The sequence below is a fragment of the Xanthomonas sp. AM6 genome (assembly GCF_025665335.1).
Taxonomy (GTDB): Bacteria; Pseudomonadota; Gammaproteobacteria; order Xanthomonadales; family Xanthomonadaceae; genus Xanthomonas_A.
Window position 1 is genome coordinate 1,320,404 of the sequence record NZ_CP106869.1, and the last position, 15,460, is coordinate 1,335,863.

The following is a 15,460-nucleotide window of genomic DNA, read 5'->3' on the forward strand; positions in this document are numbered from 1 at the left end:
TCGCTGGGCATGGCCTGCGGCGATACGCCGAAGAGTACCGGAGACGGGCCGTGCCGGTGGGACCGACGTACAGGATCCGGCAATCTTGCGGCAGTAACGGGCAAGCGCCGGCACGGGCATTTCGGAGAGTCTGTTGTGGCCGCCGCACGGCAGTGTCCCGCCCGGCCTGCTTGTGGCAATGGCCGTGCGACGCGCACTATCGATGTCCGCGAACCGCTCGCCCCAGTCCCCCATGGAGCCGTCCGCATGTGGATCGTCCAGTACGCGCTTTCGCGCCGCTACACCGTTGGCGTGCTCGCCATCCTGATCCTGCTGTTCGGGATCCAGTCGGCGCGGCGCATGCCCACCGACATCCTGCCCGAGGTCGGCATTCCCTCGGTCAACCTGATCTGGACCTACGCCGGCCTGCCGGCGGCGGAGATGGCGGCCAAGCTGACCTCGTTCTCCGAGATCTCGGTGCTCAACAACGTCGACGATCTCAAGGAAGTACGCTCGGAGAGCCTGAACGGCATCGGCATCGTGCGCGCCGACTTCCAGCCGGGGGTCAACCTGGAGCGCGCGCTGGCGCAGATGACCGCGGTCTCGCAGACCATCCTGCGGCGCATGCCGCCGGGCACCTCGCCGCCGCTGGTGGTGCGCAGCAACCTGTCCAGCACGCCGGTGCTGCAGCTGGTGCTGTCGTCCGATTCGATGAGCGAGGCGCAGCTGTACGACTACGCCCGCCTGCAGCTGCGCTCGCAGATCCAGTCGATCCCCGGCATCCGCATGAGCCTGCCGTACGGCGGCGCGGCGCGCCAGGTCATGGTCGACCTGGATCCGGAGGCGCTGCAGACCTATGGCCTGACCCCGCAGGAGGTGACCGGCGCGCTGGAGCGCGGCAGCCCGACGCTGCCTTCCGGCACGATCCGCGAGGGCGCGCGCGAGATGCAGATCTCGCTGGAGACCAGCCCGGAAAGCGCCGCCGGCTTCCTCGACCTGCCGATCGCCAGCCGCGGCGGCAACGTGATCTACGTGCGCGACGTGGCCAGCGTGCGCGACGGCGGCGCGCTGCAGACCAACATTGCGCGCATGGACGGCGCCAGCGCAGTGTCGGTGGCGCTGATCAAGATGGGCGGCGCGTCGGCGGTGGAGATCGTGCGCCAGGTGCGCGAGCGCCTGCCGGAGATCGCCGCCTCGGCGCCGCCGGGCACGCGTATCGAACCGATCTTCGACCAGTCGGTATTCGTCGACAACGCGATCGGTTCGATCCGCCACGAGGCGATCCTGGTCGGCCTGCTGGTCGCGGCGGTGGTGCTGGTGTTCGTCGGTTCGTGGCGCTCGAGCCTGATCGTGCTCTCGGCGATCCCGCTGGCGCTGCTGGCCTCGGTGACTGCGCTGTACCTGCTCGGCTACACCTTCAACGTGATGACGCTGGGCGGGCTGGCGCTGGCCATCGGCATCCTGGTCGACAACGCGGTGGTCGACGTTGAGAACACCAACCGCCACATCGCGATGGGCAAAGACGTACGCACCGCGATCCTGGACAGCGCCGGCGAGGTGGTGTTCCCGGAATTCGTCTCCACGGTGTCGATCTGCATCGTGCTGACCCCGATCCTGCTGATGACCGGCCTGTCGGCCTGGGTGTTCACCCCGCTGGCGCTGGCGGTGATCTTCGCGATGCTGGCCTCGTTCCTGCTGTCGCGCACGCTGATCCCGGTGCTGTGCTATCTGCTGCTGCCGGCCGATATCCGCAGCCGCGAGCAGCCGCGCTGGGCCGCCGAGCGCGCGCTGCTGCACCTGCACCACCGCATGGAACACGCGCTGGAGCGGCTGCGGGAGCGCCACCACGCGCTGTTGTACCGGCTCGGCCACCATGGCGGCGTGCTGGTGCTGGCAGCGTTCGTGCTGCTGGCGTTGGGGGCGGGCAGCGCCGCGCTGCTGGGGCGCGAGTACTTCCCGCAGGTCGACGCCGGACAGTTGCGCCTGCAGGTGCGGCTGCCGTCCGGCACGCGGCTGGAGCAGACCGCGCAGCGGCTGGCGCAGATCCAACGCGAGATCCGCCAGGTCATCCCCGCCGACGAACTGCAGACGGTCTACGAGCAGATCGGCATTCCCGACGCCGTCAACCTGGCCTGGGTGGACAGCGCGGTGGTCGGCGCGTTCGAGGCCGAGCTGATGCTGCAGCTGCGCACGCCGCACGCGCCGACCTCCGGCTACCTGAAGGCGATCCGCGAGCGCATTGCCGAGCGCTTCCCCGACGTGCGCGTGTTCGAGCGTCCCCCTGACGCGACCGGCCGCACCCTGGCCGGTTCGGCGGTGGGCGCGCTGGAGGTGCGCTTCAACGGCCGCGATGCCGCCGGCAACCTGGCGCTGGCGCGCGAGCTGGTGCCGCAGCTGCAGCGGATTCCCGGTGCCACCGACGTGATGGTGCGGCAGGTGCTCGACCTGCCCGAGTACCACATCGCCATCGATCGCACCCGCGCCGCGCAGCTCGGCATCAGCGCCCAGGACGCCAGCCGCGCGGTGCTGGCGGTGCTCGGTTCGTCCGGCACCGTGACCCCGGTGTACTGGGTCGATCAGGCCAGCGCCACTTCCTATACGGTGCAGTTGCAGGTGCTGCCCTCGGACCTGGCCGGCATCGACGCCCTGCTCAACACGCCGCTGCGCATCGGCGCGAACGGCACCGTCCTGCTCCGCAACATCGCCAGCGTGACCCCGCGCGCGGTGCCGGCCAGCGTCGGCCGGGTGATGATGGCGCCCACCGTCAGCGTCATCGCCAACGTGCAGGGACGCGACCTCGGCTCGGTGTACTCCGCCCTGGGCGGGCTGACCGAGCAGATGCGGCCGCGGCTCAAGCCGGGCAACCGCATCGAGATCGTCGGCCAGGCCGGCGAGATGCAGAACGCCTACGCCGAATTGGGCTCCGGCCTGCTGATGGCGGCGGTGCTGGTGTTCCTGGTGCTGGTGGTGAACTTCCAGTCCTGGGTCCAGCCGCTGGTGGCGATGTCCGGGCTGCCGCTGGCCATCGCCGGCGCGGCGGTGGCGCTGTTCGTCACCGGTACTGCGCTCAGCGTGCCGGCGCTGATGGGCGTGATGATGGTGATCGGCGTGTCCACCGCCAACAGCGTGCTGGTGACCAGCTTCGCGCGCAACCTGATCGCCGGCGGCCACGATCCCGAACAGGCCGCCTACGAGGCCGCGGCGGTGCGCCTGCGGCCGGTGCTGATGACCGCCAGCGCGATGGTGCTCGGCATCGTGCCGATGGCGCTGGGGCTGGGCGAGGGCGGCGAGCAGAACGCTCCGCTCGGCCGCGCCGTGATCGGCGGCCTGCTGTTCGGTACGCCCGCCACGCTGCTGCTGGTGCCCTCGATCCTGGCCGTGCTTGGCCGCCGCCACAACCGCCGCGTCGCCGCGGCCGCAACCACCGCCGCCGGCTTGCCGGCCGGCGGCGAAGGAGCCATTCGATGAACGTCCGCCACCTGTTGTTCCGCCCGGTTCCGTCCGCGGCGTTCGCCACGCCATTGCTGATGGCCGCCTGCCTGCTGGCGACCGGATGCGACAACGGTCGCGCCGTGCCCGCGTCCGACGCGGTGCCCGAGGTGTCGCTGGTACAGGCGCGCGCGGCCGCGGCCGACGCTGCGCTGGTGCTGCCGGCGCGCGCTCAGGCCGGGCAGAGCGCGCAGGTGTTCGCGCGCGCCACCGGCCTGGTCGGTACGCGACTGGCGGACATCGGCGATCACGTCCACGCCGGCCAGTTGCTGGCGACCATCGCCGCCCCCGAGATCGACCAGGCGGTGCGCCAGGCGCAGGCCGACCTGGCACAGGCCGAGGCCGGCCTGATCCTGGCCAGCGGCAACTACGAACGCGCCGCGGCGATGCTGCGCACCCAGCTGATCTCGCGCGAGGACTACAGCAGTCGCCTCGGCGCACGCGATGCCGCCCGGGCGGCGCGCGACGCGGCGCACGCGCAGCTGGCCAGCGCGCGCGAACGACAGGGCTTCGCCAGCGTGCGCGCGCCGTTCGACGGCGTGGTCAGCGCGCGCAACGTCGACGTCGGCGACCGCGTGGTGGGCGATACCGCCTCGGCGACGGTGCCGATGTTCCGCGTCGATGCGCTCGATCCGTTGCGGGTCGCGGCGGACGTCCCGCAGAGCGCGGCGCTGCAGGTGCGGCCGGGCTTGCGCGCGCAGGTCACGTTCCCGGAGTTGCCGGACGAGCAGTTCGACGCGGAGGTGGTGCGCACCGCGCACCGCATTTCCGAGGAGGTCGGCGGCATGCGGGTGGAACTGCGGCTGCCCAATCCGGGCAACCGCATCCCGGCCGGCATGGTCGGCCAGGTGCGCCTGAGCGTCCCGCGCACTGTGCCGGCGGTGGTGCTGCCGCTGGCCGCGGTGATGCAGGACGGTGCGACGGCCAAGGTGGCGAGGGTGACCGGCGACGGCCAGGTGCGTTTCGCCCAGGTCAGCCTGGGCCGCAATCTCGGCAACGAGATCGAGGTGCTGTCCGGCGTCGCCGCAGGCGACTCGGTGGTGCTGGCGCCCAACGCGCTGCTGGCGGACGGAATGCGGGTGCGCGGGCGGCCGCAGGCGCGGTAGGCGCGTCCGCGCCGCGTTCAGGCCGGGCGCCGTAGCCTGGGGACCCGCTCCGAGGACGGTCGCATGCCATCGGTCGTGTTGCTGCACGGAATCTGGAACCCTGCCTGGTGGCTGCTGCCGCTGGCGAGGCGCCTGCGGTGCGAGGGCTTCGAGGCGGACCTGTTCGGCTACTACGGGACCATGGCCGGGCCGGACGCCGCGGTGCAGGCGCTGGTGCGCTATCTCGGCCGCCTGGGCGGTCGGCCGGTCGCACTGGTCGGCCACAGCCTCGGCGGGCTGGTCGCGCTGGAAGCGGCGCGGCGTGGCGCACCCGGAGTGGAGAAGGTCGTCTGTCTCGGCAGCCCGCTGCTGGGCAGCGCGGCCGCGCGCGCCCTGTGCGGACACCGCGGCCGCGCCTGGATGCTGGGGCGGAGCCGCGCGTTGCTGCGCGAAGGCGTCGCGCCATGGACCGGAAACGCCGCGGTCGGGATGATCGCCGGCCGCCGCGCCGCCGGCCTGGGACGGCTGTTCGCCGAACTGGGCGAATCCGACGGCACGGTCGCGCTGGCGGAGACCCGGCTGCCGGGATTGGCCGACCATTGCGTGGTGGATGCCAGCCATACCGGGCTGGCGTTCTCCGCGGAAGTGGCGCGGCGGCTGGCGGGGTTCCTGCGCGAGGGACGCTTCGATGTCGGGACGGTCCCGAGAGGGGCGCCGCGGCCAATCGGGTAGAATCCGCGCCTGTCATCCAAGCAAGACCGGTAACCCCATGGGTAGAGGCCCCTCGATCGAAGCCCGCAAGAACGCATCCGATGCGAAGCGCGGCAAGATTTTCACCAAGATCATCCGCGAGATCGGCGTGGCCGCGCGCGCCGGCGGCGGCGACCCGTCCAACAACCCGCGCCTGCGCGTGGCGATGGACAAGGGCCTGGCCTCGAACATGTCCAAGGACGTGATCGAACGCGCGATCAAGAAGGCCACCGGCGAGCTGGAAGGGGTGGAATACGAGGAGATCCGCTACGAGGGCTACGCCCCGGGCGGGGTGGCGGTGATCGTCGACTGCCTGACCGACAACCGCGTGCGCACCGTGGCCGACGTGCGCCACGCCTTCAGCAAGTGCGGCGGCAACCTGGGTACCGAAGGCTCGGTGGCGTTCATGTTCAAGCGCCTGGGCGTGCTCAGCTTCGCCGCCGGCGCCGACGAGGAGAAGATCACCGAGGCGGCGATCGAGGCCGGCGCCGACGACATCGTGGTCTACCCGGAGGACGGCGCGATCGACGTGCTGACCTCGCCGGAGGCGTTCCAGGCGGTCAAGGACGCGATGCAGGCCGCCGGCCTGGCCGCCGACCATGCCGAGATCAGCTTCCGCGCCGACAACGACATCGCCGTGGAAGGCGACACCGCGCTGCAGGTGCGCAAGCTGCTGGACATGCTGGAAGACCTGGACGACGTGCAGGCGGTCTATTCGAATGCCGACCAGTCCGCGTTGAGTGGCGGCTGAGATGGCGATGCCCGGGACGCGGGACGTCGCCGGGACCCGGGACTCGGGACTCGGGAACCGGAACGGCGAGTCGGCGGCGGCGGATAGATCGTCGGCGCCCGGGGCCGTACCCGCTCACGCCCGCCGCTCGGCCAGTCCTTCGAGTCCCGAGCCCCGGGTCCCGGGTCCCGGCAAAGTCCGCATCCTCGGCATCGACCCAGGCTCGCAGCGCACCGGCGTGGGCATCATCGACGTCGATGCCGCCGGCCGCACCACCCATGTCCACCACGCGCCGCTGCTGCTGCTCGGCGAGGGCGACTTCTCGCAGCGGCTCAAGCGCCTGCTGCACGGGCTGGGTGCGCTGATCGAGCAATACCAGCCGCAGGAAGTGGCGATCGAGCGGGTGTTCATGGGCAAGAGCGCCGACGCGGCGCTCAAGCTCGGCCACGCGCGCGGCGCGGCGATCTGCGCGGTGGTGCTGCGCGAGCTGCCGGTGCACGAGTACGCGGCCAAGGAGATCAAGCTGGCGATCGTCGGCAAGGGTGCGGCCGAGAAGCAGCAGGTGCAACATATGGTCGGCCTGATGCTGAGCCTGACCGGCAAGCTGCAGGCCGACGCCGCCGACGCACTGGCGGTCGCCATCACCCATGCCCACGTGCGCGCGACCGCGCAGCGCCTGGGCGTCAGTACGCAACAGGCGTGGAGCAGGAAATGACAAAGGCCGGGATTCGGGATTCGGGAATCGGGAATGGGAAAGGCAGAAGCGGTGGGGCGGGCACCCGCTTTCCCCATTCCCCATTCCCCAGTCCCCAGTCCCGGCGCCTCGCCCGAGGCGCCCAATGATCGGGCGCCTGCGCGGGATCCTCGCCTACAAGCAGCCGCCGTGGCTGGTGATCGACGTGGGCGGGGTCGGCTATGAGCTGGAGGCGCCGATGAGCACCTTCTACGACCTGCCCGACGTCGGCCGCGACGTGATCCTGTTCACCCACTACGCGCAGAAGGAGGACAGCGTGTCGCTGTACGGCTTCCTGCGCGAGGGCGAGCGGCGCCTGTTCCGCGACGTGCAGCGGGTCACCGGCATCGGCGCCAAGATCGCGCTGGCGGTGCTGTCGGGGGTCAGCGTGGACGAGTTCGCGCGGCTGATCACCAGCGCCGACGTCGCCGCGCTGACCCGCATCCCCGGCATCGGCAAGAAGACCGCCGAGCGCATGGTGGTGGAACTGCGCGACCGCGCCGCGGACTTCAGCGGCGGCGCGCCGGTCACCGGCCAGCTCGGCACCGATGCGGTATCCGAGGCCACCGTGGCGCTGCAGCAGCTCGGCTACAAGCCCGCCGAGGCGGCGAAGATGGCGCGCGACGCCGCCGCCGACGGCGACGAGGTCGCCACCGTGATCCGCAAGGCCCTGCAGGCCGCGTTGCGCTGACCCGGCGCCGTACCCCTTTCTTCACGCCTTGCGGCGCTACCCTGATCCCCTCATGTCCTCCTCTCCCGTTCCATCCCCCGGCTCCGGCCATTCGGCCGATGCCGCGCATGGCAAGGCCGGCTTCGCGCTGATCATCGGCGCCATCGGCGTGGTGTTCGGCGACATCGGCACCAGCCCGCTGTACACGCTGAAGGAGGCGTTCTCGCCGCACTACGGCCTGAACAGCGACCACGACACCGTGCTCGGGGTGCTGTCGCTGGCGTTCTGGTCGCTGATGATCGTGGTGACGCTGAAGTACGTCACCATCATCATGCGCGCCGACAACGAGGGCGAGGGCGGGATCATGGCGCTGATGGCGCTGACCCAGCGCACCATGCGCAAGGGCTCGCGCTCGGCCTACGTGGTCGGCATCCTCGGCATCTTCGGCGCCTCGCTGTTCTTCGGCGACGGGGTGATCACCCCGGCGATCTCGGTGCTGGGCGCGGTCGAGGGCCTGGAAGTGGCCGCGCCGGGCCTGCACGCCTTCATCGTGCCGATCACCGTGATGGTGCTGGTGATCCTGTTCCTGGGCCAGCGCTTCGGCACCGAGAAGGTCGGCAAGGTGTTCGGCCCGATCACCTGCCTGTGGTTCCTGTCGCTGGCGGCGATCGGCATCTGGAACATCGTCGACGCGCCGGAAGTGCTGAAGGCGTTCAACCCGTGGTGGGCGATCCGCTTCTTCCTGGAACACGGCTGGCACGGGGTGTGGATCCTCGGCGCGGTGGTGCTGGCGGTGACCGGCGGCGAGGCGCTGTACGCGGACATGGGCCACTTCGGCGCGCGCCCGATCCGCCACGCCTGGTACTTCTTCGTGCTGCCGTGCCTGGTGCTGAACTACCTGGGGCAGGGCGCGCTGGTGCTCAAGCACCCGTCGGCGCTGAAGAACCCGTTCTTCGAGGCGGTGCCCGGCTGGGCGCTGTACCCGATGATCGTGCTGGCCACGCTGGCGGCGGTGATCGCCTCGCAGGCGGTGATCACCGGCGCGTTCTCGATCGCGCGCCAGGCGATGCAGCTGGGCTACATCCCGCGCATGCTGATCAAGCACACCTCGCACGACACCATCGGCCAGATCTACATCCCCGGCATCAACTGGCTGCTGATGGTGATGGTGATCGCGCTGGTGCTGATCTTCCGCAGCTCCACCAACCTGGCGGTGGCCTACGGCATCTCGGTGTCGGCGACGATGCTGATCGACACCCTGCTGCTGGCGCTGGTGGCGCGCGCGCTGTGGCCGCGCTGGCGCAACTGGGTGCTGCCGCTGTGCGTGGTGTTCTTCGTCATCGACGCCGCGTTCCTGATCGCCAATGGCGCCAAGCTGCTGCAGGGCGCCTGGTTCCCGGTGGCGCTGGGCATCGTGATGTTCACCATGATGCGCACCTGGCGCCGCGGCCGCGAGCTGCTGCGCGAGGAGATCCGCAAGGACGGCATCCAGATCGACAGCTTCCTGCCCGGGCTGATGCTGGCGCCGCCGGTGCGCGTGCCGGGCACGGCGGTGTTCCTGACCGCCGACGCGACCGTGGTGCCGCACGCGCTGATGCACAACCTCAAGCACAACAAGGTGCTGCACGAGCGCAACGTGTTCCTGACCGTGGAGACCCTGCCGGTGCCGTACGCCTCGGCCCGGCAGCGGCTGAAGATGGACGCCATCGGCGACGAGTTCTACCGCGTGATCGTGCGCTTCGGCTTCATGGAGACCCCCGACGTGCCGCTGGCGCTGATGCGCTCCTGCGACCAGGGCGGGATCTACTTCGACCCGATGGACACCACCTATTTCGCCAGCCGCGAGACCATCGTCGCCAGCGCCAACCGCGGCATGCCGATCTGGCGCGACAAGCTGTTCGCGGTCATGCACCGCAACGCCGCCCCGGCCACCGGCTTCTTCCGCATCCCCGGCAACCGGCTGGTGGAGCTGGGGGCGCAGGTGGAGATCTGAGGCCGCCTGCGGCGGCCGGGATTGGGGAGTCGGGGAGTCGGGATTGGTCAAGGCCGTAGCGCCGAAGCCATCCCGCAGCCGATACTATTGCGTTACCCATCCCGAATCCCGACTCCCCAATCCCGGCTCCCATGGACCGCATCATCGCCAGCAGCGCCACCCGCGAAGACGACGCGGTCGAGGCCAGCATCCGACCCAAGCGGCTGGCCGACTACCTCGGCCAGCAGCCGGTGCGCGAGCAGCTGTCGATCTACATCGAGGCGGCCAAGGCGCGCGGCGAGGCGATGGACCATGTGCTGATCTTCGGCCCGCCGGGGCTGGGCAAGACCACGCTCAGCCACGTCATCGCCAACGAGCTGGGGGTCAACCTGCGGGTGACCTCCGGCCCGGTGATCGAGAAGGCCGGCGACCTGGCGGCGCTGCTGACCAACCTGCAGCCGCACGACGTGCTGTTCGTGGACGAGATCCACCGCCTGTCGCCGGTGGTCGAGGAAGTGCTGTACCCGGCGATGGAAGACTTCCAGATCGACATCATGATCGGCGAGGGCCCGGCCGCGCGCTCGATCAAGATCGACCTGCCGCCGTTCACCCTGATCGGCGCCACCACCCGGGCCGGGCTGCTGACCGCGCCGCTGCGCGACCGCTTCGGCATCGTGCAGCGCCTGGAGTTCTACACCCCGGAGGAGCTGGGCAAGATCGTGCGCCGTTCCGCCGGCATCCTCGGCATCGCCTGCGACGCCGACGGCTGCGCGGAGATCGCGCGGCGCGCGCGCGGCACCCCGCGCATCGCCAACCGGCTGCTGCGCCGGGTCCGCGACTTCGCCCAGGTGCGCGCCGGCGGGCACATCGACCTGGCCGTCGCGCAGGCGGCGATGCAGATGCTCAAGGTCGACCCGGAAGGCTTCGACGAGCTCGACCGGCGCCTGCTGCGCACCATCATCGAGTACTTCGACGGCGGCCCGGTCGGGGTCGAGTCGCTGGCCGCCTCGCTGTCGGAGGAGCGCGGGACCCTGGAAGACGTGGTCGAGCCGTACCTGATCCAGCAGGGCTACCTGGTCCGCAGCGCGCGCGGGCGCATGGCGACCAACAAGGCGTATCTGCACTTGGGCCTTCAGCCCAAGCGGGATTCGGGATTGGGGATCGGGGATTCGGGAGCGCTGTTTTGACTGCGAGCCACCAGGACACGCCTTCGCTCGGCGAATCCCCAATCCCGAATCCCCAATCCCGGCAGCTATTCAGTTGGCCGACACGCATCTACTGGGAAGATACCGACGCCGGTGGGGTGGTCTACCATGCGCGCTACGTCGCCTTTCTGGAGCGGGCGCGCACGGAATGGTTGCGTGCGCTGGGCTATGGACAGGAGCGCCTGCGCCTGCAGCACGATCTGGTGTTCGCGGTGCGCGCGATGCAGCTCGACTTCCTGCGCCCGGCCCGCCTCGACGATACGCTGCAGGTCGGCGCCGCGCTGTCGCAATGCAAGCGCGCCAGCCTGGTGTTCGCGCAGTCGATCCACCGCGACGGCGAGTTGCTGTTGCGCGCGCAGGTGCGGGTGGCGGCGCTGGGCGCCGGCAGCTTCCGCCCGCGCGGCATGGACGACGCGCTGTACGACGCATTGAAAGTTCTCGAAATCACTGAAGCAGAATTACTGAGGAACGACGGATGATCGCATTGCTCCTGGCCCTGCAGGACACGGTGGTGGAGGCGCTGCCGCAGGACGTGACCCAGACCGCCGCGCAGGCCGTCGCCAACACGGCCGCCCACGGCGGCATCAACTACCTGGACCTGATGCTCAAGGCCAGCCTGCCGGTCAAGGTGATCGTGCTGCTGCTGCTGCTCGGCTCGCTGATCAGCTGGGTGATCATTTTCCGCAAGGCGCGGGTGTTCAAGCAGGCCAACCGCGACGCCGACGAGTTCGAGAACCGCTTCTGGTCCGGCACCGACCTGACCAAGCTCTACGCCGGCGCGGCCGACCGCAACCGCGTGGTCGGCGGGCTGGAGGCGATCTTCGAGGCCGGCTTCCGCGAGTTCACCCGCCTGCGCGACAAGCGCAAGCTCGATGCGCGCATCCAGCTGGAAGGCGCGCAGCGGGCGATGCGGGCGACCTATGCGCGCGAGGTGGACCGCCTGGAGCGCAACCTGGAACTGCTCGCCAACATCGGCTCCACCGCGCCCTACGTGGGCCTGGTCGGCACCGTGTTCGGCATCATGGTGACCATGCACGACATGATCAACAGCGGCCAGCAGGCGGGCATCGCCGCGGTCGCGCCGGGCATCTCCGAGGCGCTGTTCGCCACCGCCATCGGCCTGTTCGTGGCGATCCCGGCGGTGTGGGCGTACAACCGCTTCACCACCCGGGTCGAGCGCATGGCCGTCCGCTTCGAGACCTTCTCCGAAGAGTTCAGCTCCATCCTGCAGCGCCAGGCCAGCGGCGACTGAGCGCCGCCGCGCGCTCCGCCCCCGATCCCAGGATTCCCGCATGACTGCCGCCATTTCCCGCCGCAAGCGCCGCAAGCTCAAGTCCGAGATCAACGTCGTGCCGTACATCGACGTGATGCTGGTGCTGCTGATCATCTTCATGGTCACCGCGCCGCTGCTCAGCCTGAGCGTGGACGTGGACCTGCCCGATTCCACCGCGCGTTCGGTGGAAAGCAAGAAGGATCCGGTCATCGTCACCGTCGACGCGGAGGGCCGCTACACGCTGACCCTGCAGGACGGCAAGCCGGAGAAGATCGGCGCGCCGGAGCTCAAGGCCAAGATCCAGGCCTTCGTCGGCCAGAACAAGGACGTGCCGGTGTTCGTCGCCGCGCCGGGCAGTTCCAACTACCAGCTGGTCATGGACACCATGGTCATGCTGCAGCAGGCCGGCGTTCCCAAGGTGGGCCTGATGAGCCAGCCCGGTACCAATGCACGCTGAAGCCGATTCCCGACCGCATCTGGCCCAGGGCGACAGCGACGGCCTGATGTACGGCATCGCCCTGGCGGTGGGCGTGCACGTGCTGCTCGCGCTGCTGTTCTTCCTCGCCTGGTGGTGGTCGCCGGTGCGCGAGGTGGAGCCGGCGGCCGGTTCGCCGATGGTCGAGGCCTCGCTGGTGGTCTCGGCCGCGGACGTGCGCTCGGCGCAGAAGGCGGTGCAGGACGCGCCCAAGCCGTTGCCCGAGCCGCTGCCCGAACCGGTCAAGGAGGTCGCCGAGGAAGACACGGTGCCGCCGCCGCAGCCGGTGCCCGTGCCCAAGCCGCAGCAGGCGCCGACCGAGCAGCAGCAGAAGGCCCAGGACTTCATCCCGGTGCCGGACAAGGTCGACCAGGACCGCGCCTCGCGCACGGCGATCTCGCAGGAAAAGGAAAAGCAGGAGCAGGAAGCCAAGCGCCGCCAGGAGCAGGTCGACCTGACCGAGCAGAAGCGCCAGCAGGAGGCCGAGCAGAAGCAGCGCCTGGCCGCGCAGCAGGAAGAGGAGCGGCAGAAGAAGATCGCCGAGATCCGCAAGCAGCGCGAGCAGGCCGAGCGCGAGGCCAAGCTGGCCGAGCAGAAGCTGCGCCAGCTGGCCGACGTGCGCGCCAAGCAGGCCTCGGCCACCGCCGCGTCCACGCCGCAGGCCGCGCCCGGGCAGAACGGCACCAACACCGACCTGTCGGCCAAGTACGCCGCGGCGATCCAGCAGGCGGTGCTGAGCCAGTGGGTGCGCCCGGATTCGGTGCCGCTGGGGCAGAAGTGCAAGATCTCGATCAAGCAGATCCCCGGCGGCACGGTGATGGAGGCCAAGGTCAGCCCCGACTGCCCCTACGACGAGGCCGGGCGCCGCTCGATCGAGGCCGCGGTGCTGCGCGCGCAGCCGTTGCCGTACCGCGGCTTCGAGCCGGTGTTCGCGCGCGAGCTGACCTTCAACTTCACTGCGCAGGACCGGTAAGGCCGGGATTGGGGATTGGAGGGGGCGAGGTTTTGCTGCCTTGTCCCGGTTCCCGAAAGCCGGTTCCGGGCCTGGCGAACTCCCGGGCGGCGGCGCGATAGGCGATAATCCGGCGCGTCCTGCCGCCGGCTTCACATGCCGGTGTTCATGATTGCGAATACGTTCACCCGCGCATTGCTATCTCTTGCGCCTTCCCGAGTACTGCTGAGCGACCCATGAAGAAACTGCCGCGCTGGCTAGCCGTCCTGACTGCCCTGTTGCTCCCCTTGGCCGCGTCCGCGCAGGACAGGGGCCTGGAAATCGACATCGTCGGCGGCAACGCGTCGGCGACCCCGATCACCGTCGTGCCGATGCCCTACCAGGGCTCGGCCGCCGCGCCGTCCACCGACGTGGCCGCGGTGGTCCGCGCCGACCTGGACCGTTCCGGCCAGTTCCGCAACCTGCCCGAAGCGCAGATCGTCGAGCGCCCGACCCGCGGCAGCGAAGTCCAGTACGCCACCTGGCGCGCGCTGAAGCAGGACTACCTGGTCGCCGGCCGGGTCGTGGACGCGGGCGAGGGCGCCTACCGGGTCGAGTACGAACTGTTCGACGTGGCCAAGGGCGAGCGCCTGCTCGGCCTGGCGATGACCGCCCGCGCCAGCGCCATGCGCGACGTGGCGCACCAGATGGCCGATGCCATCTACGAGAAGATCACCGGCGTGCGCGGCGCGTTCTGGACCCGCATCGCCTACGTCACCGCCAGCGGCAAGGGCGGGGCGATGCGCTATGCGCTGATGGTCGCCGACTCGGACGGCTACAACCCGCAGACCATCGTGCGCTCGGCCGAGCCGCTGCTCTCGCCGAACTGGAGCCCGGACGGCAAGAAGCTGGCCTACGTGAGCTTCGAGCGCGGCAACTCCTCGATCTACATCCAGGACATCGCCACCGGCGCGCGCCAGCTGGTGTCCAGCTTCCGCGGCATCAACGGCGCCCCGGCGTTCTCGCCGGACGGCCGCAAGCTGGCCCTGGCGCTGTCGCGCAGCGGCAACCCGGAGATCTACGTGATGGACCTGGGCAGCAAGCAGCTGACCCAGCTGACCAACCACTTCGGCATCGACACCGAGCCGACCTGGGCGCCGGACGGCGGCTCCATCTACTTCACCTCCGACCGCGGCGGCCGCCCGCAGATCTACCAGGTGGCGGCGACCGGCGGCAGCGCCAACCGGGTGACCTTCCAGGGCAACTACAACGCCACCGCCAGCGTGTCCTTCGACGGCAACAAGATCGCCGTCGCCCAGGGCAGCGGCAACACCTACAAGATCGCGATGATGGACCGCAGCCTGGGTTCGCCGCGCTGGAGCACTTTGTCTACGGGCTCGCTGGACGAGTCGCCAAGCTTCGCGCCCAACGCCAGCATGGTCCTGTACGCCGCTCGCGAGGGCGGGCGCGGGGTGCTTTACGCGGTTTCGGCCGATGCCCGCGTGCGCCAGCGCCTGGTCCTGGCCGACGGCGACGTGCGCGAGCCGTCGTGGTCGCCGTATCGGACCGCGCGTTGACATGTAAGTTTGATGTTAATATTTCGCTGCGTTGAACCCCTCATCGGCTCAGGAGCCACAAAGGTATCCCCATGAACAAGACCACCCGCGTTCTGCTTGTTTCGCTGTTGTCCGTCGCAGCTCTGGCCGGCTGCTCCAAGAAGGTCAAGGAAGTTCCCCCGACCGACACCACCGGTACCACCGGCTCCACCACCCCGACCGGCCCGTCGACCTCCGGCCTGTACGGCCCGGGCGACCTGGACACCGATGCCTGCCTGCGCCAGCGCGTGGTCTACTTCGATCTGGACCAGGATTCGCTGAAGCCGGAATTCCAGGCGATCATGGCCTGCCACGCCAAGTACCTGCGTGACCGTCCGTCCTCGCGCATCACCCTGCAGGGCAATGCCGACGAGCGCGGTTCGCGCGAGTACAACATGGGCCTGGGCGAGCGTCGTGGCAACGCCGTGTCTTCGGCGCTGCAGGCTGCCGGCGGTTCGGCTGCCCAGCTGACCGTCGTCAGCTACGGCGAAGAGCGTCCGGTCTGCACCGAGTCGGGCGAGTCCTGCTGGTCGCAGAACCGCCGCGTCGAGATCGTCTACACGGCTCAGTAAT

Annotated in this window: 14 protein-coding genes; all 14 read left to right on the forward strand. The window is 70.0% G+C overall.

The features are described 5' to 3' along the window. Positions 1–246: 246 nt before the first annotated feature. The 14 genes from OCJ37_RS05485 (at position 247) to pal (ending at position 15,459) form a co-directional block, all read left to right on the forward strand. On the forward strand, positions 247–3,447 hold the full coding sequence (locus tag OCJ37_RS05485; protein ID WP_263112674.1) for an efflux RND transporter permease subunit: 3,201 nt from the start codon (positions 247–249) through the stop codon (positions 3,445–3,447). Beyond that, the gene (locus OCJ37_RS05490; protein WP_263112675.1) at positions 3,444–4,574 is read left to right on the forward strand and encodes an efflux RND transporter periplasmic adaptor subunit; all 1,131 of its coding nucleotides are present in this window, start codon (positions 3,444–3,446) and stop codon (positions 4,572–4,574) included. The genes OCJ37_RS05485 and OCJ37_RS05490 overlap by 4 nt, the downstream gene beginning before the upstream one ends. 63 nt (positions 4,575–4,637) lie before the next feature. Further along, a complete protein-coding gene (locus OCJ37_RS05495; protein WP_263112676.1) occupies positions 4,638–5,285 on the forward strand; it encodes an alpha/beta hydrolase in 648 nt (215 codons plus the stop codon). 37 nt (positions 5,286–5,322) lie between these two features. Beyond that, positions 5,323–6,054: a YebC/PmpR family DNA-binding transcriptional regulator gene (locus tag OCJ37_RS05500; RefSeq protein ID WP_263112677.1), complete on the forward strand. Its 732-nt coding sequence runs from the start codon at positions 5,323–5,325 to the stop codon at positions 6,052–6,054. Positions 6,055–6,235: 181 nt separating this feature from the next. Continuing rightward, positions 6,236–6,748: a crossover junction endodeoxyribonuclease RuvC gene (ruvC, locus tag OCJ37_RS05505; protein WP_263113597.1), complete on the forward strand. Its 513-nt coding sequence runs from the start codon at positions 6,236–6,238 to the stop codon at positions 6,746–6,748. 124 nt (positions 6,749–6,872) lie between these two features. Beyond that, positions 6,873–7,457, forward strand: a complete 585-nt coding sequence (ruvA, locus tag OCJ37_RS05510; protein ID WP_263112678.1) for a Holliday junction branch migration protein RuvA — start codon at positions 6,873–6,875, stop codon at positions 7,455–7,457. Positions 7,458–7,509: 52 nt separating this feature from the next. Next, positions 7,510–9,429, forward strand: a complete 1,920-nt coding sequence (locus OCJ37_RS05515) for a potassium transporter Kup (protein ID WP_263112679.1) — start codon at positions 7,510–7,512, stop codon at positions 9,427–9,429. Positions 9,430–9,560: 131 nt separating this feature from the next. Then, complete coding sequence (gene ruvB, locus OCJ37_RS05520; RefSeq protein WP_263112680.1) at positions 9,561–10,595, forward strand: Holliday junction branch migration DNA helicase RuvB; 1,035 nt, start codon at positions 9,561–9,563, stop codon at positions 10,593–10,595. Next, positions 10,592–11,092, forward strand: a complete 501-nt coding sequence (gene ybgC, locus OCJ37_RS05525) for a tol-pal system-associated acyl-CoA thioesterase (RefSeq protein ID WP_263112681.1) — start codon at positions 10,592–10,594, stop codon at positions 11,090–11,092. Before ruvB ends, ybgC begins: the two co-directional genes overlap by 4 nt. Beyond that, positions 11,089–11,865 carry a protein TolQ gene (tolQ, locus tag OCJ37_RS05530; protein ID WP_263112682.1) on the forward strand — a complete coding sequence of 259 codons (777 nt, stop codon included), beginning with the start codon at positions 11,089–11,091 and terminating at the stop codon, positions 11,863–11,865. Before ybgC ends, tolQ begins: the two co-directional genes overlap by 4 nt. A gap of 40 nt (positions 11,866–11,905) precedes the next feature. Beyond that, positions 11,906–12,343 carry a protein TolR gene (tolR, locus tag OCJ37_RS05535; protein WP_263112683.1) on the forward strand — a complete coding sequence of 146 codons (438 nt, stop codon included), beginning with the start codon at positions 11,906–11,908 and terminating at the stop codon, positions 12,341–12,343. Further along, positions 12,333–13,334: a cell envelope integrity protein TolA gene (gene tolA / locus OCJ37_RS05540; RefSeq protein WP_263112684.1), complete on the forward strand. Its 1,002-nt coding sequence runs from the start codon at positions 12,333–12,335 to the stop codon at positions 13,332–13,334. Before tolR ends, tolA begins: the two co-directional genes overlap by 11 nt. A gap of 215 nt (positions 13,335–13,549) precedes the next feature. Next, the gene (tolB, locus tag OCJ37_RS05545; protein WP_263112685.1) at positions 13,550–14,869 is read left to right on the forward strand and encodes a Tol-Pal system beta propeller repeat protein TolB; all 1,320 of its coding nucleotides are present in this window, start codon (positions 13,550–13,552) and stop codon (positions 14,867–14,869) included. 71 nt (positions 14,870–14,940) lie between these two features. Continuing rightward, positions 14,941–15,459, forward strand: a complete 519-nt coding sequence (gene pal, locus OCJ37_RS05550) for a peptidoglycan-associated lipoprotein Pal (RefSeq protein ID WP_263112686.1) — start codon at positions 14,941–14,943, stop codon at positions 15,457–15,459. Position 15,460 lies beyond the last annotated feature (1 nt).